Here is a 21,939-nt window from a genome sequence, read left to right on the forward strand (position 1 = left end):
GCTCAAGGTACCCGCCGCCCTTTGGACTTTGGCCTATGCAAACCTCGCTAGATTGCGCTTCTACCCGTTCCACCATTCGGCTGCTGTTGTTTGCCCAAGGCCGAGCCAACGTCGAAGAACTGGCAGAGCAACTCCGTCGGCACATCCAGAGCTTACCTGGCCAATACCCTGCCCATCTAAAAGTGGTGCCGCTAGAAGAGCACCCCTACCTGGCGGAGCACTACAAGCTGGTGGTGACCCCCGCTTTAGTGAAGGCAGAGCCCTTGCCAGCCCAGGTTTTGGCGGGGGAGGACTTGGCGACGCAACTGGAAGTGTGGTGGCCTCGCTGGCAGGGTCAGGCGGCTCTTGCCTCCCACCAACAAAAGGAGGGTCAGGATCCCACCCCTCCTCCCATCACCGAGGCGCTGCTCCAGCTGTCAGAGGAGGTGTTCTTGCTGCGGCAAGAGCGAGCCCAATTGCGGGAACAGCTGGATTTTAAAGACCGCGTTCTGGCGATGCTGGTTCACGATTTGCGCAGCCCCCTGACGGCTACAGCTCTAGCGGTGGAAACCCTGCAGCAAGCGCGCGAGGGATCCCTGGACAAGGCTCTGGAGCGGCAACTGTTCGAGCACGCCCGCCAGCAGTTGCGCAAGATGGACAGCATGATCACCGACATTCTTGAATCGGCCCGCGGCAGCGCTTCGGAGCTAAGGATCCGGGCGGTAGAAACCCAACTGGCTAGCCTATGCCAGCCGCTTATTGAGGAGCTGCAGCCCCGTATCCAGGCCAAGCAGTTGCAGTTTCAAGTCGATATTCCCCTGGATCTGCCCACGGTTCACGTGGATCCCGACAAAATCCGCCAGGTGATCTTTAACCTCCTGGACAACGCCATCAAGTACACCCCTGCCGGGGGATCTATTCGCCTTGCCATCCTTCACCGCACCAGTCAAAAGATCCAAGTGACGGTCAGCGATACTGGCCCTGGGATCCCTGAAGCTGAGCAAGAGAAGATCTTCTCCGAGGCTGTGCGCCTAGAGCGCGATCAGCAGCAGGAGGGCTACGGCATTGGCCTTTCCCTCTGCCGTCGCATCGTGCGTGCCCACTACGGCCAGATTTGGGTGGAATCTATCCCAGGTAAGGGCAGCAGTTTTCATTTCACCCTGCCGGTCTATCGCCTCAGTGGGCACTAGCTGGCCTCCGCTAAAAATTGGTCAAAACCAGGGCGGCCGCACGAGGAGTACCGTGTGATGGTGTGAATAAAGCCGTTATCGGCTTCAGTACCCGCCTGGATACCGAAACCTACGGGCAACTGGGGGCGAGGTTGTGGCCTAGCGTCCTGGGTCAGGGATGGCGGTCGATGCCGATTACTTGCTGCTGCCTGGTGGGGACAACTAAACTGGTGCCGGCGTGGCTCCCTAGGTATGACCCGCTTCCTGCACAGCGCTGAGCCGAAAGTGCCCCCCCGGGCAAGCTGGAAACAGCGCCTGCAGCAAATCTTGTCGCCTTGGCAGGAGTTTGACGGCATTTTGCTAGCTACGGTGCTGACCTTGACGGGCATCGGCATCATTGCCATCCGCAGCGCGGTCTGGGGGCGCCCCGTCAGCCATTACTGGCTGCAGCAGTTGATCATGGCTGGCATCGGCCTGGTGCTCTTGGGGATGGTGGCCCGGATCCCCTATGAGCGGCTGTTGCGCTGGCACTGGCTGACCTACTTCCTAAGCTTGGCGGGCTTGATTGCGGTGCTTTTTTTCGGCACAGCAGCAGGGGGAGCCGAGCGGTGGATCTCCATTGCCGGCGTTCAGGTGCAACCGTCCGAGTTTGCCAAGGTGGGGGTTATTATTACCCTGGCGGCCATTTTGCATCACTGGCCAATCAGGTACTTCAGCCAGATTTGGGTAGCTGTTGCCGTTGTCGCCCCTCCTTGGATTTTGATCTTTCTTCAGCCCAATTTGGGTACGGCCTTGGTGTTTGTGGCTATCTTGCTAGCCATGCTCTACTGGGCTGGAGCCAAGGGCAGTTGGATCCTTTTGCTGGTGTCGCCAGGGGTGGGAGCCATTCTCTACGGCCTGCACACCCGCCCCGAGCTGAGTTGGATGATCTGGGTTTGGTTACTCTGGTGTCTGGGCATGGCAAGCCTAGCCGCTTGGAAGCTGCCTTGGCGGTGGACAGGGGCAGTGACCTTTGGGGTTATTAACCTGCTCTCGGGGCAGATAGGCCAGGTGGCCTGGAACCTCCTCAAGCCCTACCAGCGGCGGCGGCTGGAGATCTTCCTCGACCCCACCCAAGAGCCCTGGGGATCTGGCTACCACCTCATTCAGTCTCGCATTGCCATTGGCGCTGGTGGGCTCTGGGGCCGCGGCCTCCACCAGGGCACCCAAACCCAACTGGACTTCATCCCCGAGCAACACACCGACTTCATTTTCTCCGCCATCGGGGAAGAGATGGGCTTTGTCGGCACCCTGACAGTGTTGATCCTACTTTGGATTCTGTGTGCACGGCTAATTTGGATTGCCCAAGGAGCTAAGGACAACTTCGGGTCTCTGATCGCCATTGGGGTGCTGGCGATGATCCTCTTTCAGGCAGTGATCAACATCGGCATGACCGTTGGCCTAGCTCCCATTACGGGGTTGCCTTTGCCTTTTTTGAGCTATGGCCGCTCGGCTTTGCTAGCCAACTTTCTGGCCATTGGCCTGGTGGAATCGGTGGTTCTGCACCGCCAACCCCCTAGCCTTTTCAGGAAAAAGTAACCTAGCCGTCGCGAGGGAGGACAAAGCCCCAGTAAGCTGCTGCCAACACTAAGATGGGGACAGCAAATCCTAGAAGCTGAGCTGCCCATGCCCAATCTGGATCCCGCCCTGTACTTCGATCACAGCGCCACTACCCCGCCGCGTCCGGAGGTGATCGAGGCCATGCGGCTGGCGATGCAGGAAAGTTGGGGCAACCCCTCCAGCTTGCACGGGTGGGGAGAACGGGCTGCCATGGCCATGGAACGGGCGCGGCAGCAGGTGGCTGGGCTGCTCAACTGTGAGCCGGAGGCATTGGTGTTTACTTCCGGCGGGACGGAGTCTAACAACTTGGCCTTATTTGGGGTGGCGCAGCGCTACTCCCAGCCGCAGCACCTAATCATCTCCAGCGTTGAGCATGCCTCGGTGGAGAATGCCGCCCGCCGCTTGCAGGCCCAGGGCTGGCAGGTGACCCGCCTGCCGGTAAATGCTGCCGGCCAGGTGGATCCCCAAGCGTTGCTCCAGGCACTCCAGCCCAACACCGTTTTGGTCTCCGTTGTCCATGGTCAGAACGAGGTGGGATCCCTGCAGCCCATTGCCGAGCTGGGGCAGATCTGCCGCCAAGCGGGGGTCCTGTTCCACACCGACGCGGTGCAGACGGTGGGGCGGATCCCCTTGGATCTGGCGCAGCTGCCGGTGGATCTGCTCTCCCTTTCTGGGCACAAGCTCTATGGCCCTCAAGGGGTGGGAGCGCTCTATGTCCGGCCAGGAGTAGAGCTGCAGCCGCTGCTAGGGGGGGGCGGGCAAGAACGGCGGCTGCGGCCCGGCACCCAAGGGATCCCTGCCATTGTCGGTCTAGGGGTGGCGGCGGCCCTGGCAGCCCAAGAGCTGCAGCAGGAGACGGCCCGCCTGCGACAGCTGCAACGGCACTTGGCACAATTACTAGCTGCCGTGCCCAGTTTGCGGCTAACTGGCCCTGCGGAGCTGGAGCAACGACTGCCCCACCACCTCAGTTACTGCACTACCGCGATTTCGGGGAACGTGCTGGTGCGGGAGATGAGCCGCCAGGGGATCGCTATCAGTGCCGGCTCTGCCTGCAGCAGCGGCCAACAGATCCCTAGCCGCATTCTCCTAGCCATGGGCTATTCTGAAGCCGAGGCCCTCGGGTCTATTCGCCTTAGCCTTGGCAGAGCCACCACTCAAGCAGCAGTTGAGCAAGTGGCCCAATCGCTGCGGGCGGTGCTCCTTTCTGTTTCCGAGCCAGCTCCCCAACCCCTTCCTGAATTGGCGGCTAGGTTAAGGTGATAGAGAGTTACAAGACTGGTCGCCATGGCTGAGATGAGTCCCTATCAAGTGCTGGGGGTCAGTGAAGAAGCCTCTTTTGAGGAGATCCAGTCGGCGCGGGCACGGCTTCTGGCCAGCTTGGCTGCCGATGAAGAGCAGCAAGAGCGGGTGGAACAAGCCTACGACGCCATTCTGATGCAGCGCCTGCGCCTGCGCAAAGAGGGCAAGATCCCTGTCCCGGATCGCATTCGCTACGCTGAACAGCGTCCTGCTCCTCCCGAGCCAGCGTTGAATTTACCCCGCCCCGTCCAGAAGAGTCGCTGGCTGGACACTCCTTCGGTAGCCGCTGTCCTTTGGCCGGCAGCGATTTTGGGAGGGTTGTTGGGTTGGGTTGTCCTCTCCCCTGAAGAGTATCCCTCCCTACAACTAGCGCTGGGGCTGATGACCTCTACCTATTTCCTGTACCGCAAGGAACGCCGCTTCCTTCGCTCTTTCCTCCTAGCGCTGGCAGCCTTGATCCTGGGGCTGGCGTTGGCCTATGCCCTTGCTTTGCCCCTTACTGGCGGCGATGCTCCTGGCATCCTGTTGGTGGGGATGACGTTTGGGTTGATGTGGCTGGTAACTAGCTTTTTGCGCTAGTGCCGCCTAAAGGAGCTCTCATCCCTCACCTTTTTCCAGAAGTGGGGGTTTTCTCATTTGCCAAATCGTCGCTGGCGCGACTGGTAGCTGAGCAGAGCCTGGTGAAAAGCAGCGCGGTCAAAATCTGGCCAAAGGATGGGGGTGAAGTACTGCTCAGTGTAGGCCATCTGCCAGAGCAAGAAGTTACTGAGGCGCATCTCGCCACTGGTGCGGATTAACAAGTCAGGGTCCGAGAGGCCGTTGGTGTAGAGAAACTGGGAGAAAAGGGCCTCGTCGATCTGATCCGGCTGCAGCAGTCCCTGTTGAACCAGGGTGGCAATGGAGCGGCAAGCCTCCAGAATCTCTTGCCTTCCTCCGTAGTTGAGAGCCACCGTCAAGCAAAGGCTCTCGTTGTGCTGGGTACACTCCACTGCCTGCCCAATGGCCTCCTGCAAAGAGGGGGGCAGGGCTGATAGCTGGCCAGCAAATTGGAGGCGCACCCCTTGCTCCATCATTTCCTCGAGCTCTTGCCACAGCACCTGCTCAAACAAGGTCATGAGAAAATCCACCTCTTCGCGGGCGCGGCCCCAGTTCTCAGTGGAGAAGGCGTAGACGGTCAGAAGGGGGATCCCCCAGTCGTGGCAGCAGCGAACCAGCTCCTTCAAGGCCGCCACCCCCCGCTGATGGCCGACGCTGCGAGGAAGCCCTCGCTTTTGCGCCCACCGCCCGTTGCCATCCATCACCACGGCCACGTGGCGGGGTAACAACTGCGGATCGAGATCGGCAGGCAACTGCAGAAGATGAGCAGGAGAAAGGGTCATGGAGGTTATCCTTTGGGAAGCGTTTTCTTAGGTTTGCGAAAGCGTTTTGCCAGTTCAATCAGGGATCTCCCCCAGCCCAACAGTCCGTTACAAACCCAAGGGTGGATCCCCAGTTTCCCCAGAGGAGCCTCTCGTTTTTTGGCTTGGCGGGAATGGCGCAGCCGCTCCAGCAGCAGCTCCTGTAACCTGGCACTGGTCAGGGGGCGCTCGATGCGTCCACCCTCTGCTAGAGAAATGGAGCCAGTTTCCTCTGAAACCACGATACACAAGCAATTGGCTTGCTCGGTAATCCCCATGGCGGCGCGGTGTCGTGTGCCCAGGTGCCTCCCAGCAGGCCGCTCCGAGACTGGCAGGATTACCCCTGCTGCCCGAATGCGATCCCGATGGATAAGAACTGCCCCGTCGTGGAGCAAGGTCGAGGTCTGAAAAATCGTCTGCAAGAGTTCCCGCGATACTCGTGCCTGAAGGGAGACCCCCTTGTCCGTAAACACCCGCGAGTCAATGGGCTGATCCGGCTCAATCACAATCAGAGCCCCCGTTCGACTTTGGGAGAGCTCCCGCACCGCTTGCACCACCTCCTCCACCAAGCCCTCCTCAGAATCTTCCTCCTCCTCGTCTGGCGAATCTGACCACTCCAGGGGAATGGTCTTTGCCAACTGCTCCAAGAGCTGCCGAAGCTCCGGCTGAAAGAGCACCCCCATGGCCACGGCCGCAGCCAGGAGCAGGCGATCCAAGATGAGGTGCACCAGCGGCAGCGAGGCTGAGGCCAGGTAAAGTACCAACAGTACCGTAAATCCCCGCAGTAGGACACCAGCCCGGCTCTTGCGGGTGGAATAGAGGGCCAAAGCCAAGAGCAGGACAGCCAGAGCCCCGTCCAAGAGGCTGAGAGGGTTAAATTGCTGTAGCCAAGCCCATAAGGCCGCCCGCATGCCGAAAAACCCCGTTCACGCTCCCCTCGTGCTCCAGACCTTCTGCCTGCGCTGTCCTGCAGTGAGAATCTTGCTGGACTTTGGTTCCCTGACCAGCCTACCATTGCTCTCCTCCCTGGCCTCCAGCTCTTCCCTGTTGAGACCAGCGGGCTAGATCCCCCTTGGCAGGTTGGGGCAGCCCCCTAGCGCCGTAACTGCTCTGGTAGGATATCCAGACGGATTAAATCGGCATAAGTTTCCCGCCGCAGGATTAACTGGGCCTTCCCTTGGTTAACCAGCACCGCTGCTGGCCGAGGAAAGCGGTTGTAGTTGGAGGCCATGCTGTAGTTGTAGGCCCCAGTGGCCAACACAACTAGGACTTCGCCGGGCGCTGGGTTGGGCAAAAGCACATCTTTCAAGAGCACATCTCCCGACTCGCAGTGTTTGCCGGCCACTGTCACCCGCTGGGTGGCCTCGGCCTCGGGGCGGTTGGCCAAGAGGGCGGTGTAGCGGGCCCCGTAGGTGATAGGCCGGGGGTTGTCGGACATGCCGCCGTCGATGGTGACGTAGAGGCGGCCTTCGGGAAGGTCGTCGCTGGGCGGGATCCACTTCTTGCCCCCCAAGGTATAGGCGGTTACCGCCGCTGGCCCAACCACAGAGCGCCCAGGCTCGCAGAGCACCTTGGGCAGTGGGATCCCGGCGGCGGTGAAACTCTGCTGCACTGCCATGGCCACCGCTTCCACCCACTCGGAGATGGATGGGGGATCGTCGGACTCGACGTAGCGGATCCCCAGGCCGCCGCCCACATTGAGCTCCTGAAGGGGCAGACCTCTGTCTAGCCCTTGCTGCCAAATGCGGGCCAGCACTCCTGCCAGATCCCGGTGTCCTTGCAGGTCAAAAATCTGAGACCCAATGTGGGCGTGGAGCCCGACGCAGTGCAGTTGGGGATGGGCTGCCAGAAAATCAAACACCTCCGGCAGTTGCCATTGGCCAATGCCGAATTTGCTGTCGGTTTGGCCGGTGCGGATGTACTCGTGGGTGTGGACGTCAATACCAGGGTTAACCCGCACCAACAGACGGGCCGGCCGGTCAGGGGTGGCCAGAGCGGCCAGCTGCTGCAGCTCGTGGAGGCTATCTGCCACCAGAGTGCAGCCTACCTCAAGGGCCATGGCTAGCTCCTCTGCCGACTTGGCGTTGCCGTGCAGGTAGAGATCTTCCCCCTTGGCCCCTGCTTGCAGGGCGGTGTACAGCTCGCCGCCAGAGGCCACGTCCAGACCTAGCCCTTCTTGCAGCGCCAAGGCGCAGATGGCCAGGCAGCTCCAGGCTTTGGTGGCATACAACACCCGATAGCTGCCGGCGTAGCAGCGGGCCCAGCTGTCGCGATAGAGACGGCAGGCCTGCCGCAGGGTCCATTCGTCCAGGATGTAGAGGGGGGAGCCAAACTGGCGCACGAGCTCCACCACGTCACAGCCGCCAATTTCCAGGTGGCCCTGGCTGTTGACGCGGCTGGTTAACGGCTGCAGCGACTGGTTGGGAGAAACCACAGAAGGGGGCGTGCCAAGGGTTGAAACCATAGTTGCCAGCTAAAAGACTGTCTTCCACCCTACCAAGTTTTCTCTCCAGTTTGGCCTCGGGGAGATCCCCTCTACCCCCCTGGGCAGAGATTGCTCCTGGGCATTAGTCTCTTTTTTCTGCTACCATGGAGGACCAGCGTCTATGGGTCGATGCCCGAGTGGTTAAAGGGGGCGGACTGTAAATCCGCTGGCTTACGCCTACGTTGGTTCGAATCCAACTCGGCCCACCATGCCGCCCACGTAGCTCAGTGGCAGAGCACCCCCTTGGTAAGGGGGAGGTCACGAGTTCAATCCTCGTCGTGGGCTTAGGCGCAAGCCCCAAGTTCTGCGGCTTGGGGTTTCTCTTCCCCAGGCTTGGCAATCTCGCCGCTGAGGGAAAAGGCCCGCGTGGCGGTGATGCGCACTGGCACCAGGGATCCCAGCAGTTGTTCAGGATCGCCGTCGAAGAAAACGATGCGGTTGCCGCGGGTACGTCCCATAGCTTGGCGAGGATTTTTGGGGTTGGGGCCCTCCACCAGCACCTCCTGCACCTGGCCCAGCAGGCGAGCGCTGCGGGCGGCAGCCACCTCGGCTACCAGGCGGTTGAGTCGTTGCAGGCGATCGCTTTTTTCCTCTTCCGGCACTTGGTCGGGCCACTCGGCTGCTGGCGTGCCAGGGCGGGGGGAGTAGGCAGCGGTATTGAGGAAATCGAAGCCGATATCCTTCACCAGTTGCAGGGTTTCCTGGAACTGGGCCTCTGTTTCGCCGGGGAAGCCAACGATGGCATCGGCGCTAATGGTGGCTTCAGGTATGTACTGGCGGATGAGCTGGATGAGCTGGCGGTAGCGCTCCTGGGTATAGCCGCGCCGCATCCGCCTGAGGACTTCGTCGCTGCCGGCCTGGAAGGGAATGTGGAAGTGCTCGCACACCTTAGGCAGCTCGGCACAGGTGGCAATGAGCTCTTCCGTGAAGTAGCGCGGGTGGCTGGTGGCAAAGCGGATCCGCTCGATCCCTTCCACTGAGTGGACAAAGCGCAGCAAGCTGGCCAAGTTGGTCTTGGGATCCAGATCCCGCCCGTAGGCGTCGATGTTTTGCCCCAGTAGGGTTACCTCGCGGTAGCCAGCTCGGGCTACGTCCTCCATCTCGGCGCGGATGGCCTGGGGTTGGCGCGATTGCTCCCGTCCCCGCACCAGCGGCACAATGCAGTAGGTGCAGCGCTCGTTGCAGCCGTAGATAACGTTAATCCAGGCTGTTACCCGGCTGTCGCGGCGGGGTTTGGTGATGTCTTCTGGGATCTCGACGGGCTCAGTGGCCACCACTTGGTTGCCGGCCTCCACCTGGGCCAGCAGATCCCCAAGGCGGTTGACGTACTGAGGGCCCATGACTAGATCGAGCTCGGGGACGCGGCGCAGCAGCCGCTCTCCCTCCTGCTGGGCCACGCAGCCGGCCACGATGAGCTTGATAGCGGGGTTTTTCCGCTTGCGCTGCGCCTGGATGCCTAGGTAGGAATACACCTTTTGCTCAGCGTTGTCGCGGATGGTGCAAGTATTAAAGAGAACCAAGTCCGCCTGCAGCGCGTCTTCGGCGCGCACATACCCCAGCGACTCCAGGATCCCGGCCATGCGCTCGCTGTCGGCCCGGTTCATTTGACAGCCAAAGGTGATGATGGAGTAGGTGGGAGCAGCCATGGGAAGACCGGAAGACAGGGCAAGCAATCTCTACCTTTGAGCTTAGCGGATCCTGGTGGGGCAGTAGCGGCAACCTCAAGGGTTCCCTCGACCCCTCGGGGCGGCCCAAGCTGGGGCTGGCTTTGCCAAAGCAGTGCTCCCCAGGGGACTAGCCGCCGAGCCTCAGTCCGGCATGAGGGCGTGAACCTGCTTGCTGCCATTGGGGTAGAGCAGGGCGCGCTTAGGGCCGTGGATGGGATCCTCGACAATGATGGTCTCGTCGCGGCTGGCCCCCAGCGAGACAATGGCAATCGGCACCTGCATCAACTGGGCCAAAAACTTCAGGTAGTCGTAGGCTTCGGGGGGCAAGTCCTCAACGGAGCGGCAGCCTTTGGTGGAGCACCTCCAGCCGGGCAGGGTTTTGTAGATGGGTTTGCACTGGGCAAAGACCCGAGCGTCACTGGGAAAGTGGTGGATCTCACGGCCCTGGTACTCGTAGGCCACACACACCTTGATTTCGTCCAGAGCATCCAGGACATCCAGCTTGGTGATGGCCAGGCAGTCGAGGCCGTTGATGCGCACAGCGTAGCGCCCGATGACGCCATCAAACCACCCACAGCGCCGCTGCCGCCCGGTAGTGGTGCCGACTTCGCCGCCGGCAGATTGCAAATAGGCGCCAATCTCGTCTTTCAGTTCGGTGGGGAAGGGGCCTTCGCCGACGCGGGTGGTGTAAGCCTTGGCTACCCCGATCACCCGGTCGATGCTGGTGGGGCCAACTCCAGCCCCCACGCAGGCGCCGCCGGCAATGGGATGGGAGGAGGTGACGTAGGGGTAGGTGCCATAGTCAATGTCCAGCAGCGTACCCTGCGCCCCTTCAAAGAGGATGTTCTGCCGCTCCTCGATGGCTTGGGTAAGAAGCAGGGCGGCGTCGGTAACATAGGGGCGCAGCCGCTCGGCATAGGCCAGGTATTGCTCGATAATCGGCTCGGGATCTAAGGGGGGCAGGTTGTAGATCTTCTCCAGCAAAACATTCTTGTAGGGAATGGCCCAACTGAGGCGCTCCCGCAGTTGGTCGGGGTACATCAAGTCCACGACGCGGATGCCCATGCGCTCGGCCTTGTCGGCATAGGTGGGGCCAATGCCTCGCCCGGTGGTGCCCAGCTTGTAGATGCCGCGCCGCTCTTCTTCGGCCACGTCGATGAGGCGGTGGTAGGGCAAGGTTACGTGGGCCGTTTCGGCAATGTAGAGGTTGTGGGTGGAGATCCCCAATTGGTGCAGCTGGTCGATCTCGGCCAGCAAGACTTCGGGATCGATCACCGTGCCGCTGGCGATGACGCAGCGCTTATCGGGGTAGAGAATGCCAGAGGGAATGAGGTGCAACTTAAAGGTCTGGCCCCCCACCACCACGGTGTGGCCGGCGTTAACGCCGCCTTGGTAGCGGACGACCACATGGGCTTTTTCGCTGAGGAGGTCGGTAATTTTCCCTTTTCCCTCGTCGCCCCACTGGGCACCAACAACTACAACGTTTGCCAAAGGCTTCTCCCCCAGTCGGTAATGTAAACAGCACAAAAACCCCTCTTCCGGGGCCGCTGCACTAATTTACCCCATTGCTCTGGCTGGTGTTGAGGGCCTTTGACAAAAAGGTTAACAATCGATTAACTTTTTGCTCTCTCAACTCCCCGGCTTGAACAGGCCAATGGCGGTAACCCGGTTAGAGCCCACCGCAAAGGCAAAAGACAGGCCGAGGGCGTCGTAGTTGACATAGTAGCGGTCGTCGCGCAGGTATTCCCGGCTCCCTTTGGGATAGGGCACGACCTCGTTGTAGCCATTTTCCCCGGGGCCGCCGTAGGTGGCAATGACTTCCGAGTAGGTGGAGCCGATGCGGATCCCTTCGCCAGTCATGGCTTCGGGGTGGGTGGTGTAGATGCGGTCGGCAAAAAAGCTATTGAGGACGCCCGGACGGCGGTAGGCAAAGAGGATGTAGTCCTGCAAGTAGAAGATCTTCAGGTCGCTGTTGGGCTGAAAGACGTTGGCCCGTGACTCGGCGGGGATGAGATCCACGTTGCCCAAAAGGTGGGTGTCGACGTTGCGGGTATCCATGCCTAGGACAAAGCGACCGACGCGGCCCTCTTGAACCAGGACGGTGGGGCGGGGCGGGGGGCTGGGCTGGCGGGGGGGTAGGGCCAGGGCCTCTAGAGCGGCCTTTAGCCAAGCGTCCTCATCTCCCTCTACCTTTTGCAGGGGCACCAAGCCCTGGGCTAAGGAGCGTCCATCGCCGGTCTTCCAGGTGGCCACGGCCAGCTCTACCGCTGCGCCAGAAGGAAGGGCAAAGAAGCGGGTCTGGCGCTCGCTGCCTTGGGCGGTCTGTCCCACAATAACGGTGTTGCCGCTAGCTCCCAACTGAGCTGCCAGGAGGGTGGCCCCCTGGCGGGTGTTGCCGTCGACAAGAACGACCAAGGGGATCCCGGCCGCTAGCGGCAGGTTTTCGCTGTTCCAGCGGGTGGACTGACCAAAGCGGTCTTCGGTAACCAGCAGCGGTTGCACGGAGCGAGGCAAAAATAGGCGCGCCACATCCGCTATCACTTGCGGGTCATAGCCCACCGACCCGCGCAGGTCGAGGACAATGCCCTGGCTGTAATCCTGGGTGTAGAGGGCTTGGCGGATCTGCTGGGCAGTGGCAGGGGTGAGCTCCGGCACTGCCAGATAAACCTGGCGCGGGCCAATCTGACGCGCCTGGAGAGGCGGGCGAGGACGGTTGAGCAGGTCCCTGAAGCTTTGCGGATCCCAGAAGCGATCGGCGGGATCCCCGTATTCGCGCAGGATCTCTCGAATCAGCTCGTACTCGACTTCGATAGGCGGGCGGGGATCCCTGTAGGTGCGGGTCAACAGGCGGCTGTAGAGGTCGTTGTAGTTGACCGCAGCAGCTTGCTTGCCCGCTTGCCAAGACTCGTTGATGAACAACTTCACCAGGTAGCGCAGATCCTGGCCCATTGGCGGGGAAGCGGCCGGGATCCTGGAAGCAGGGGACACCTCTGGGGACGGAGGAACTGGATCGACTCTCGGCTCCTCAACAGAGGGGACGACCGGCACCGGCGGCAAGCCTGGCTGTCCCATCACTTTGCCAGGAAGGGCTCCGCTGAGCGCCACGACCGTGCCCCATACCCGAATTGCCCGCGCAAACCCCTTCATGGTGGCCTGCCCTTGTTTGCAGATGCTGTGAATAGGATAAACTCTGGGCAATCTGCTCTACCCCTGTCGGCAGGGCCAAATGCTTGTTTTTTAAGCCATTAAGACACTACCAGTTGTTTCCCCTTTTGCGGATCCCTTAGCTCTCGGCAGACCAAATTTTGCGGATGGGCAGGGTGAAGCCGGGGAGCACGTCTTCTCCCGACAAGGTTTCTGGGTCTTCCACTAGCTCCGGCGCCTGTCCTGCCCGGTAGATCATCACCCGCTTGGCCTTGGGATCCAAAAGCCACCCCAAGCGACAGCCGTTGTCCAAGTACTCCTGCATCTTGGCCTGGGCTTGAACCCAAGAATCGGTGGGCGAGAGGATCTCCACCACAAAGTCAGGACACAGGGGCAAGAATCCCCGGCGGGTCTGGGGATCCAGAGCCTCCCACTTGTCCAGCGGGATCCAGGCCAGGTCGGGAGAGCGGTCGCTGCCTGAAGGCAGAGAAAACCCCGTGGAAGAATCAAAGGTTTTGCCTCGGCCTGATTGGCGATTCCAGAGGGTTAGCTCTGTGGTGATCTCTGCATTCCAGTGGCCAACTTCACCGCCAGTGGGGGACATGATCACCAGCTCTCCTCGGGCAGTGCGCTCTAGCTTTAGCTCAGGATTGGCCGCACATAGCCGGATAAAATCCTCTCGCGTCAGAGTCATCAAGGGGCTGAGATTGAGCGTCAAGGCCGTCATGGCATGAACTGGACATTCCCATGCAAAACTGGATTCCAGAATAACCCCCTGCTGAAGGGCAATAGGAAGCAATTGGGAGCCCTGGCTCTAAGTTTATAAAGTCTCAGTCTGGTTTGGCTCTGATTCAACGTTTTCCAGGTCTTGAGAGTAGGGGAGAGAGTCTTGCTCTGGGCAATTTCCTGCTCGAAGTGTGTCCGGGCTTGAGGATGGATCCCTGCTGCGATGGCTTGCTGCAATACCTGACGACGCACCTCTTCAGTGTGCCTGTCAAGCACCATTCTCAGAGCACAAAACCAGTTGGTGGCAAGCTCGTTGAAGTGGGCCAGCGCTGCTTCGGCAAGGGATCCCTCTGCACCCCAACGGAGGTATCGCACCAGGGTATCGGCGACCATGACCTGCACTTCAGTGCCATTGGGCAGTTGACCGACAACATTGCCTGCAAATACGGCGGGTGTTAGCGGATTGGGATCCCTGGCTGAGACTTCAGCCAGAGCATAGTTTTCGGCAACAACGACTGCGCCGGTTTACACCGGGCATAGGTCGAAGAGCTGGCATTCCAAAATCTCCTGGAAGGGGTTACTCTGCTCTCTAGGACAGCCAGTAGCAGTAGCCCAGCCTGCCCACCCAAGCCCCTAGGAATTCGCCTCTGGGCTAGCGAGTAAATCGGCCTTCTGGAGAAGGTAGCGCACCTCTGCTTGCAGCTCCGGCCACTTGTAGGTAAGCAAATTGGGCTTGGGGATAAACAGCAGCTGATAGCCGGGCTTTAGCTGGGGACAGAGAAGCCGTATGGCCTCCCGTAGGCGACGTCGCAGCCGATTTCGCCGTACCGCCGACTTGTCTACCTTTTTGCTAACCGCCAGCCCCACCTGGCTAGGGATCCCTTCACCTCCTGCCGGCATTGGCTGAAACAGCAGGGTCAAGCCCGCCGTGGAACGCCGCTGACCTGCCTGGTAAAGTGCCTGAAATGCCCGCCGATCCCGCAAGCGATAAGGAGCAGGTAGCATGGTGGCGGCTCCCAGATCCCACCCCAAGTTAACACTTGCTTGTGCCTCTAGCAGGGGAGTTGGGTGCCTCAGCAAGCAGCCAGGCGATAACGCCCCTTGGCCCGCCGCCGCTTCAAGACTCGCCGCCCACCTGGGGTGCGCATTCTGGCTCGAAACCCAGAAACACGAATGCGTCTGCGATTGGTGCCACGAAGGGTACGCTGAGGCATGGTGAGAAACTAACTCGCAACTTCAACACAGCCCACCGCGGCTGGCGAGGGGGCAATCCAGTTCACCTAAAGACAGTCACTGAGAAGCCATGCTAGCAAACCTATCGGAAAATGGGTAGATTGGAGGCCCCACGCCAAGCAGTTAAATTGGGAATCCCGAGAGTGGAGGCACTGCTTAGCTCTCGGGGTTTGTGGTGTGTCGCTCTGGGTGTGTGGCGTGGATATCTCCCTAGATCAGCTCTGGGATCAGGCTCTGGGCCATCTACAAGTGCAGCTCAGCCGGCCAACCTTTGAGGCTTGGATCAAAACAGCACGGCCTGAGTCGTTAGTGGGCAACCGCCTCACCATCTCCACTCCTAGCGAATGGGCACGAGGCTGGCTGCAGAAGCACTATGCCTCTACCATCACCGAGGTGGTGCAGCGGGTAGCAGGGATCCCTTTGCAGGTAGAGTTTTCCGTTGCTCCCCAAGCCTTGGCTGCGGAAGAGCCTCCTTCGACAGTTGAGAGGCCAAGCTCCTACTGCGCTGGCAGTTTCCCGGATTCTGTTCCTCGGGGGCTGGAGGGGGGCAGCAGCTTACCTATGCGGGCACCAGAGCTCAACCCCAAGTATTCCTTCTCGCGGTTTGTGGTCGGCCCCAACAACCGCATGGCCCATGCTGCAGCCCTGGCCGTGGCTGACAAGCCGGGGCGGGCCTACAACCCTCTGTTTCTCTGCGGTGGCGTAGGGCTAGGCAAAACTCACCTGATGCAGGCAATCGGCCACTACCAGCTAGAGGCCAATCCCCGGGCTAAGGTCTTCTACGTGTCCACCGAGCGCTTTACCAACGATCTCATCGACGCCATCCGGCGAGACAGTATGCAGTCTTTTCGGGAGCAGTACCGAGATGTGGATATTTTGTTGGTGGACGACATCCAATTTATTGAGGGCAAAGAGTACACCCAGGAGGAGTTTTTTCACACCTTTAATACCCTCCATGAATCGGGCAAGCAGATTGTGCTGGCCGCCGACCGCTCCCCTCATCTAATCCCGCGGCTGCAGGAGCGGCTCTGTTCTCGGTTTTCAATGGGCTTGATTGCAGAAATTCAGCCGCCCGACATCGAGACCCGTATGGCCATCCTCAAGAAAAAAGCTGAGTATGAGGGGATGAGCTTGCCGCTGGAGGTCATCGAATATATTGCCACCACCTACACCAGCAACATCCGCGAGCTGGAGGGTGCCCTCATCCGAGCCGTTGCCTACATCTCCATTTCTGGCTTGCCGATGAGTGTAGAGACGATTCGGCCCATCCTCAACCCTCCCAGCGAACCCAAGGAAATTACTCCCGATATGATTGTTGATGTAGTCTGTGAGGAATTTGGCATCGACCGAGAGAGCTTATTGGGATCTTCCCGCAGGCGGGACGTCAGTCATGCACGTCAAATCGCCATGTTCTTGATGCGCCAACATACCCGTCTCAGCTTGCCCAAAATTGGCGACTACTTTGGTGGAAAAGATCACACCACCGTTCTCTATAGCTGTGAAAAAATTAGTCAGTTGCAGCGGGAAGATTTGCAACTTGAGCGGCAACTGCAAAACCTGTCGCAGCGGCTGCGGATCATGGCCAACAGCCGAAACAAATAGTTTTCGGCCAGGTGGGGCTGGCAGGGAGGGGGGAAGTGGGCAGAGGGCTTTGCTTGGGTGTGTTGCTCCTTGGAGCTGGACTGATGCCCCGGTGGCCAGCCTGGGCCAATTTGACCTCAACCGCCCAGGGAGATACTTTGGGGCTGGAGGGCCAAATCGATAGCCCCGTGTTGCGCCGCTGGCTGCAAGGCCCGCCCAATCTCCTGGAAGAAATCCGCAATACTCCCGCTTTGCCCACCCGTTTGCAGGCGGGTTTTGAGTCGGCTTCTGCGTGGCGAATTGCCTTGCAGGACTTGCGCTTGGGGGATCGCCTCACCCTCAGCGGCGACTATCGCCAATCTTCTGAGAACCCAGTAGTCCGCCAGTACGGCTTAGAGGTGCGCTACTTTCTTGCCCCTATGGGATCCCGCTTCAATCTAGCCCCCCAACTGGGCTACCGCGCCTTGGAATTGGAACAAGAGAACCGCCGCCTCAGGGGTGTGAGCTATGGGGCCTTCGTTGTCTTGTCCCTAGCTCTCCAAGCTGCCGACTTAACCGCCAGCTACACCTGGCTGACCCCTCAGGAGCCAGGAGAAGTCCAGGTCACCCTGGCGGAGCTTACAGCTGCCTACGCTATCAGCCCTTCCTTTCGTCTTGCTGCCCGCTACAGCCTGCGCCACTCCACCCTAGCGCGGGAATCCAGCTTTGGAGTTGGCCTGGAGTGGATCCCTTAGCGGCGCACCGCCTGCACAAAAGCTACCCAGCCAAAACTGAGATAGCGCTCCAACTGCAGCCCTGCTGCTTCCAGGTGCTGGCGCAGCTCATCGGCAGAGAAAAAGCGGAGTCCTGTCGTCTCCAGCCAGCGCTGCACCACCTGCCCCCACCCCTGAACCTGCTGACTGTGCATGGACACCAGGACGCCTCCGGGACGCAAGATGCGAGCCACTTCCTCCAGACAGGGATCCAACGGCACCTCGTTTAAGGTGGCGCCGCTAATTACTGCCCCAAAGGCTCCAGAGGCCAGGGGAAGCTGCTCCGCCCGCGCCCGCACCAGGCTGTAGTGCTGCCATTGGGGCTGGGCTTGTTGGGCTGCCTCTGCCAGCACCCCCGCCGCATTGTCCAGACCAATCACCGTCCGCTGCGGATCCCTGGCTAGGAGGAGGCGGCTCCAGTACCCTCCTGCCGTGCCTAGGTCCAAGACCGGATCTGCCTCTCCCACCAGCTCGGCCAGCAATTGGCCTTCTCGCTCGCTGCCAAAGCTTTCCCCCGACAACAGCGACAGGGCCCAGGGCCGCCAGAGGCGGTCGTAGCCCCAGGCAAAGCCGGGCAGATGGGCAATGGCTTGGGCTGGAGTGAGGGGCAACGCTGGCGAGGTGGCTAGAAAATCCACTGCCCCGGAAGGGAGGATGGGGTAAACCTGGCCACAGCGAGAACAGTAAACCCGATCCACAGCAAATCCTGGCTCCCGCGCTGGCGGCAGGCTCAGCCCTTCCTGACCACAGCTGAGGCAGCGGTAAAGATGAGCTGGCAGAGCAGACGGAAAAGAGCGCATGAGAGAACCCGACTCAAAAGGGCAGTTGCCAGGCCACGACCCCGACAACTACCCCCTTAAGCTAGTCCATTCGGCAGTCAGAGGGGATCCCTAGGCTGTCTTTGGGCTGGGCAAGCCAATCTTCTCGGGAATGGGAACGTACTCTGCCACAATGGCCCGAAACTCGTCTCCATCCAGGGTTTCCCGCTCCACCAAGGTGTCGGCCAGACGATCCAGCAGGGCGCGGTGCTCGAGCAGGATCTGCTTGGCTTTCTGGTAGCAGCTTTCCAGGATTTGCCGCACCTGCCGATCGATCTTAGCCGCCACATCTTCGGAGTACTCGACGCGGTTCATCCAGCCGCCGCCCAAAAAGACTTCGTTGTTGGGTGGATCCCACATCAGCGGCCCCAACTCGGACATCCCAAAGCGGGTCACCATTTGCCGCACCAGGTTGGTGTTTTGCTGCAGGTCGTTGCTGGCCCCCGTCGTCACTTCCGAGTAGCCAAAGACAATCTCCTCGGCTGCCCGACCGCCAAAACCGACCACCACCCGATCCAACAGCCAGGCGCGGCTGTACATGCCGGAGTCAATCTGCTCCTCGTTGGGCAGTTGCTGGGCAAAACCGCCGGCACCCCCAGAACGAGGGATGATGGTCACCTTGTTCAACGGATCCGCATGGGGCAAGAGGGTCATCAACAGGGCGTGGCCGCACTCGTGGTAAGCAATCAGGCGCTTGCTCTTCCCGTCCAACAGCGGCGGCTTGGTCAGGCCGATGGTGATGCGGTCGAAGGCGTCGTCGATGTCCTGGTTGGTGATGGCCTTATGCTGGCGACGGGCCGCCAGGATGGCCGCCTCGTTGAGCAGGTTGGCCAGATCAGCGCCGGCAAAACCAGGGGTACGGCGGGCAATAGCTTCGAGGCTGACCTCTTCCGCCAGCTTCTTGTTGCGGGCGTGCACGCGCAAGATCTCGTAGCGGCCCTTAAAGCTGGGTCGATCCACCGTGATCTGGCGGTCGAAGCGTCCAGGCCGCAGGAGAGCCGCATCCAGCACATCCGGACGGTTGGTTGCGGCAATAACGATGACACCCGAGTTGCCCTCAAACCCATCCATTTCCGTCAGCAACTGGTTAAGGGTTTGCTCGCGCTCGTCGTTGCCGCCACCAATGCCAGCTCCCCGCTGCCGACCCACGGCGTCGATCTCGTCAATGAAGACGATGCAGGGGGCGTTTTCCTTGGCTTTCCTGAAGAGATCTCGCACCCGCGAGGCCCCCACGCCGACGAACATCTCCACAAACTCGGAGCCGGAAAGGCTGAAAAAGGGCACTCCTGCCTCGCCGGCAATCGCCTTGGCCAAGAGGGTCTTCCCCGTCCCTGGGGGCCCCACCAACAACACACCTTTGGGGATCTTTGCCCCCACGGCCGTAAAGCGCTCCGGCTTCTTCAGGAAGGTGACCACCTCCTGCAGCTCCTCTTTGGCCTCATCGATCCCGGCTACGTCGTCGAACGTAACACCAGTTTTGGCTTCCATTTGGAAGCGTGCCCGCGACTTGCCAAAGTTGATGGCCTGCCCAGGGCCACCCACTCCCCCACCTGCCCGGCGCAGGAGTAAGAACAGGCCCCCTAGAAGCATCAGGGGAATCACCAGGTTGCCTAGAATGGCCCAGAAGGCGCTGCCATCGCGGCTAGGCACCACCGTCACCTCGATCCCCTTCTCAGTAAGGCGGTCTACCAGTTGCGGCACAGTCGTAGGCAGTAGGTTGACCCGATAGCGGGTGGAGTGCTGCGTCTGGGGATCAATAGCCGTAACTTCTGCCACCAGGTTGTTGTCTAGAAGGCGCACATCGGTAACGCGCCCCTCCTCGACATAGCGCAAGAAGCGGTCGTAGGTAAGGGCAGAGGCCAAGGCGGCGTGAGCAGGATCTAGGCTAAAGCCCTGCCAGAGACAAAAGCCCAGCACAAGAGCCATCAACCAGCGCTGGGGGGAAAGCGGCTTGTTCATAAGGAAGAAGGACACCCCATCATTAAAAGTCCTTTAACAAACTTAACCTCTTGCTCCTACCAGGCACAACCCCACAGAGGCTAGGGGATCCCGGCGGCAGTAGGTTCCTTTGCCCTAGCGGGCACCGGGGCCGAGATAGGGAGGCCATAGACACGTCGCCACATAGCGTCAGCTAGAGCGGCCGGCATTAGCCGCATCAGCCCCAGAGCCAACTTGCCGCCTGTAAAAGCAGTGTAGCGGTCGGAAGGATGAGGGTCGGTCATGGCCCGTAGGATCGGCTCTACCACCTTTTCCACTGGCCAGGCCATTCTGTTAAAAGAGCGGGCCAGCTCGGCAGCTTTGCCCAAGATGGCCTTGTAGGGGCCGTTGGGATTGACAACGGCAGCAAAGGTCTCTTCGGCCACGCGGCTAAACTCGGTGGCCACCGGCCCCGGCTCGATCACAATAACTTTGATGCCAAAGGGAGCTACTTCCACCCGCAAGGCATCGCTGAGGGCCTCCACGGCAAACTTGGTGGCGTTGTAGACGCCGCTGAAGGGCATCGAGATCTGGCCAGCCACGGAGCTGAGGTTAAGGATGCGGCCGCTGCCCCGTTCCCGCATTTGGGGCAAGAGGGCGCGGGTAAGGGCGTGCAGGCCAAACACATTGACCTCAAACTGGCGCCGCATCGCCGCCACATCCACCTCTTCCACGGGCCCCATTTGGCCGTAGCCGGCGTTGTTGACCAGGATGTCCACTCGGCCAAAGTGCTCTAGGGCCTTTTGGGCCAGCGCCTCCACCTGGGCGGTATCGGCCATGTCGGTGGGCACTGCCAGCGCCTCTACTCCGTACTTCTCCACCAAGGTTTTGACCTCTTGCAGCAGCTTCGCGCGGCGGGCCGCTAGCACCAGGCAAGCTCCGCGTTTGGCTGCTTCCAGGGCGACGGCCTTCCCAATGCCGGCAGAGGCCCCCGTAATCAGCACCACCTGATTGGCAAGTGAAGGCATGGCTTTCCTCCCTGCAAACTTTCTCCATCCTAGAGGGACTTCAACCTAGTTGCTGAGGGGGGAAAAGCTGATGCTACGATAGCGAAGCATGCCTTCGGGCGCTACTACGGACGAGTTCAACACCGATCTGTGGTTCGCTCTGCCCCCTTTCTTCGTCCCTCCCCGCTGCCGCCTGTTTCTGAGAGCAACCGACTGAAGATATTTTCCGGCAGTGCCAATCCAGCCCTGGCCCAGGAGGTAGCTCGATATTTGGGCTTGGATCTGGGGCCAATCCTGCGCAAGCGCTTTGCCGATGGCGAGCTGTACATTCAAATCCAGGAGTCAATTCGCGGCGCTGATGTTTACTTAATCCAACCCACCTGCCGCCCAGTCAACGATCACCTCATGGAGCTGTTGGTGATCATTGACGCCTGCCGCCGCGCCTCTGCCCGCCAGATCACTGCCGTTTTGCCCTACTACGGCTACGCCCGCGCCGACCGCAAGACTGCAGGGCGGGAAGCCATCACCGCCAAGCTGGTGGCCAACATGATTACTCAGGCGGGAGCCCACCGGGTGCTGGCCATGGATCTGCACTCGGCCCAGATCCAGGGCTACTTCGACATCCCCCTTGACCACGTCTATGCCCAGCCGGTTCTTCAGGCCTACCTCAAGGAAAAGGGCCTGCTGGAGGAAGACATTGTGGTTGTGTCTCCTGACGTGGGCGGCGTAGCCCGGGCTCGGGCTTTTGCCAAAAAACTCAAGGAAGCTCCGCTAGCCATCATTGACAAGCGCCGCCAGGCCCACAACGATGTGGAGGTCATGAACCTCATCGGCGACGTGCGGGGCAAGATTGCCATCCTTGTGGATGACATGATCGACACGGCGGGCACTATCTCTGAAGGGGCAAAGTTGCTGCGCAAGGCGGGAGCCAAGGCAGTTTACGCCTGTGCCATCCATCCCGTCTTTTCCGATCCCGCTATTGAACGCCTGCGGGGTGGCCTCTTTGAAGAGGTGATTGTCACCAACACCATTCCTGTTCCTCCAGAGAAGCAGTTTCCCGGCCTCACCATCCTTTCGGTGGCCAGTGTCCTAGGGGAAGCCATCTGGCGTATCCACGAAGATAGCTCCGTCAGCAGCATGTTCCACTAACTGAGCTACCTTCGCCT

The 21,939-nt window shown here is 60.4% G+C and carries 20 protein-coding genes and 2 tRNA genes; 10 read left to right on the forward strand and 12 right to left on the reverse strand.

The annotated features are described in order from the left end of the window. Positions 1 to 35 precede the first annotated feature (35 nt). The 4 genes from NW808_RS00960 (at position 36) to NW808_RS00975 (ending at position 4,625) form a co-directional block, all read left to right on the forward strand. Entirely contained in the window at positions 36 to 1,169 is a 1,134-nt protein-coding gene (locus NW808_RS00960; protein WP_414393744.1) for a histidine kinase, read from the forward strand. A 231-nt stretch (positions 1,170 to 1,400) separates the two neighbouring features. Next, a complete protein-coding gene (gene rodA / locus NW808_RS00965) occupies positions 1,401 to 2,726 on the forward strand; it encodes a rod shape-determining protein RodA (RefSeq protein ID WP_414419987.1) in 1,326 nt (441 codons plus the stop codon). 87 nt (positions 2,727 to 2,813) lie between these two features. Beyond that, a complete protein-coding gene (locus tag NW808_RS00970) occupies positions 2,814 to 4,007 on the forward strand; it encodes a cysteine desulfurase family protein (RefSeq protein ID WP_414405323.1) in 1,194 nt (397 codons plus the stop codon). A gap of 24 nt (positions 4,008 to 4,031) precedes the next feature. Continuing rightward, positions 4,032 to 4,625: a CPP1-like family protein gene (locus tag NW808_RS00975; protein ID WP_414393738.1), complete on the forward strand. Its 594-nt coding sequence runs from the start codon at positions 4,032 to 4,034 to the stop codon at positions 4,623 to 4,625. 53 nt (positions 4,626 to 4,678) lie between these two features. Here NW808_RS00975 and NW808_RS00980 read toward each other — a convergent pair whose 3' ends face one another. The 3 genes from NW808_RS00980 to lysA all read right to left on the reverse strand — a co-directional run bounded on the left by NW808_RS00980 (position 4,679) and on the right by lysA (position 7,907). Next, positions 4,679 to 5,425 (reverse strand): isoprenyl transferase, encoded by a 747-nt coding sequence (locus NW808_RS00980; protein WP_414393735.1) that lies wholly within the window; start codon positions 5,423 to 5,425, stop codon positions 4,679 to 4,681. Between the two features lie 5 nt (positions 5,426 to 5,430). Then, positions 5,431 to 6,354 (reverse strand): diadenylate cyclase CdaA, encoded by a 924-nt coding sequence (gene cdaA, locus NW808_RS00985; RefSeq protein WP_414393732.1) that lies wholly within the window; start codon positions 6,352 to 6,354, stop codon positions 5,431 to 5,433. 182 nt (positions 6,355 to 6,536) lie between these two features. Then, complete coding sequence (gene lysA / locus NW808_RS00990) at positions 6,537 to 7,907, reverse strand: diaminopimelate decarboxylase (RefSeq protein WP_414419988.1); 1,371 nt, start codon at positions 7,905 to 7,907, stop codon at positions 6,537 to 6,539. A 144-nt stretch (positions 7,908 to 8,051) separates the two neighbouring features. Here lysA and NW808_RS00995 point away from each other — a divergent pair. Next, a tRNA-Tyr gene (locus tag NW808_RS00995) sits at positions 8,052 to 8,137 on the forward strand. A gap of 4 nt (positions 8,138 to 8,141) precedes the next feature. Next, positions 8,142 to 8,213: transfer RNA gene (locus NW808_RS01000), tRNA-Thr, on the forward strand. Here NW808_RS01000 and miaB read toward each other — a convergent pair. From miaB to NW808_RS01020, 4 genes are all read right to left on the reverse strand, one after another. Further along, positions 8,213 to 9,574, reverse strand: a complete 1,362-nt coding sequence (miaB, locus tag NW808_RS01005; protein ID WP_414393726.1) for a tRNA (N6-isopentenyl adenosine(37)-C2)-methylthiotransferase MiaB — start codon at positions 9,572 to 9,574, stop codon at positions 8,213 to 8,215. The genes NW808_RS01000 and miaB overlap by 1 nt on opposite strands. Positions 9,575 to 9,736: 162 nt before the next feature. Further along, a complete protein-coding gene (locus NW808_RS01010; RefSeq protein WP_414393723.1) occupies positions 9,737 to 11,086 on the reverse strand; it encodes an adenylosuccinate synthase in 1,350 nt (449 codons plus the stop codon). 138 nt (positions 11,087 to 11,224) lie between these two features. Then, the gene (locus tag NW808_RS01015; RefSeq protein ID WP_414419989.1) at positions 11,225 to 12,742 is read right to left on the reverse strand and encodes a S41 family peptidase; all 1,518 of its coding nucleotides are present in this window, start codon (positions 12,740 to 12,742) and stop codon (positions 11,225 to 11,227) included. Positions 12,743 to 12,878: 136 nt separating this feature from the next. After that, positions 12,879 to 13,466, reverse strand: coding sequence for a Uma2 family endonuclease (locus tag NW808_RS01020; protein WP_414419990.1), 588 nt, complete (start codon positions 13,464 to 13,466; stop codon positions 12,879 to 12,881). A 317-nt stretch (positions 13,467 to 13,783) separates the two neighbouring features. Here NW808_RS01020 and NW808_RS01025 point away from each other — a divergent pair, with 317 nt between their 5' ends. Then, the gene (locus NW808_RS01025) at positions 13,784 to 13,924 is read left to right on the forward strand and encodes a hypothetical protein (protein WP_414419991.1); all 141 of its coding nucleotides are present in this window, start codon (positions 13,784 to 13,786) and stop codon (positions 13,922 to 13,924) included. A gap of 174 nt (positions 13,925 to 14,098) precedes the next feature. Here NW808_RS01025 and rnpA read toward each other — a convergent pair whose 3' ends face one another. Together rnpA and rpmH are read right to left on the reverse strand one after the other, a co-directional pair. After that, entirely contained in the window at positions 14,099 to 14,470 is a 372-nt protein-coding gene (gene rnpA, locus NW808_RS01030; RefSeq protein WP_414393714.1) for a ribonuclease P protein component, read from the reverse strand. Between the two features lie 68 nt (positions 14,471 to 14,538). Continuing rightward, positions 14,539 to 14,679, reverse strand: a complete 141-nt coding sequence (rpmH, locus tag NW808_RS01035) for a 50S ribosomal protein L34 (protein WP_414393711.1) — start codon at positions 14,677 to 14,679, stop codon at positions 14,539 to 14,541. Positions 14,680 to 14,896: 217 nt separating this feature from the next. Here rpmH and dnaA point away from each other — a divergent pair, with 217 nt between their 5' ends. Together dnaA and NW808_RS01045 are read left to right on the forward strand one after the other, a co-directional pair. Continuing rightward, the gene (gene dnaA, locus NW808_RS01040; protein WP_414419992.1) at positions 14,897 to 16,300 is read left to right on the forward strand and encodes a chromosomal replication initiator protein DnaA; all 1,404 of its coding nucleotides are present in this window, start codon (positions 14,897 to 14,899) and stop codon (positions 16,298 to 16,300) included. A gap of 83 nt (positions 16,301 to 16,383) precedes the next feature. Further along, a complete protein-coding gene (locus tag NW808_RS01045; protein ID WP_414411232.1) occupies positions 16,384 to 17,013 on the forward strand; it encodes a hypothetical protein in 630 nt (209 codons plus the stop codon). Here the strand turns inward: NW808_RS01045 and NW808_RS01050 are convergent. The 3 genes from NW808_RS01050 to NW808_RS01060 all read right to left on the reverse strand — a co-directional run bounded on the left by NW808_RS01050 (position 17,010) and on the right by NW808_RS01060 (position 20,794). Further along, complete coding sequence (locus NW808_RS01050) at positions 17,010 to 17,831, reverse strand: class I SAM-dependent methyltransferase (protein WP_414405328.1); 822 nt, start codon at positions 17,829 to 17,831, stop codon at positions 17,010 to 17,012. The two genes, NW808_RS01045 and NW808_RS01050, sit on opposite strands and share 4 nt — an antisense overlap. A 90-nt stretch (positions 17,832 to 17,921) precedes the next feature. Then, positions 17,922 to 19,808: an ATP-dependent zinc metalloprotease FtsH gene (gene ftsH / locus NW808_RS01055; RefSeq protein WP_414419993.1), complete on the reverse strand. Its 1,887-nt coding sequence runs from the start codon at positions 19,806 to 19,808 to the stop codon at positions 17,922 to 17,924. An 80-nt stretch (positions 19,809 to 19,888) separates the two neighbouring features. Continuing rightward, complete coding sequence (locus tag NW808_RS01060; protein ID WP_414419994.1) at positions 19,889 to 20,794, reverse strand: SDR family NAD(P)-dependent oxidoreductase; 906 nt, start codon at positions 20,792 to 20,794, stop codon at positions 19,889 to 19,891. A 129-nt stretch (positions 20,795 to 20,923) separates the two neighbouring features. On the opposite strand from NW808_RS01060, the gene NW808_RS01065 reads away from it, so the two are divergent. Next, complete coding sequence (locus NW808_RS01065; protein ID WP_414393698.1) at positions 20,924 to 21,922, forward strand: ribose-phosphate pyrophosphokinase; 999 nt, start codon at positions 20,924 to 20,926, stop codon at positions 21,920 to 21,922. Positions 21,923 to 21,939: the final 17 nt, after the last annotated feature.

The organism is Synechococcus sp. W70.1 (genome assembly GCF_047461515.1).
Taxonomy (GTDB): domain Bacteria; phylum Cyanobacteriota; class Cyanobacteriia; order Thermostichales; family Thermostichaceae; genus Thermostichus.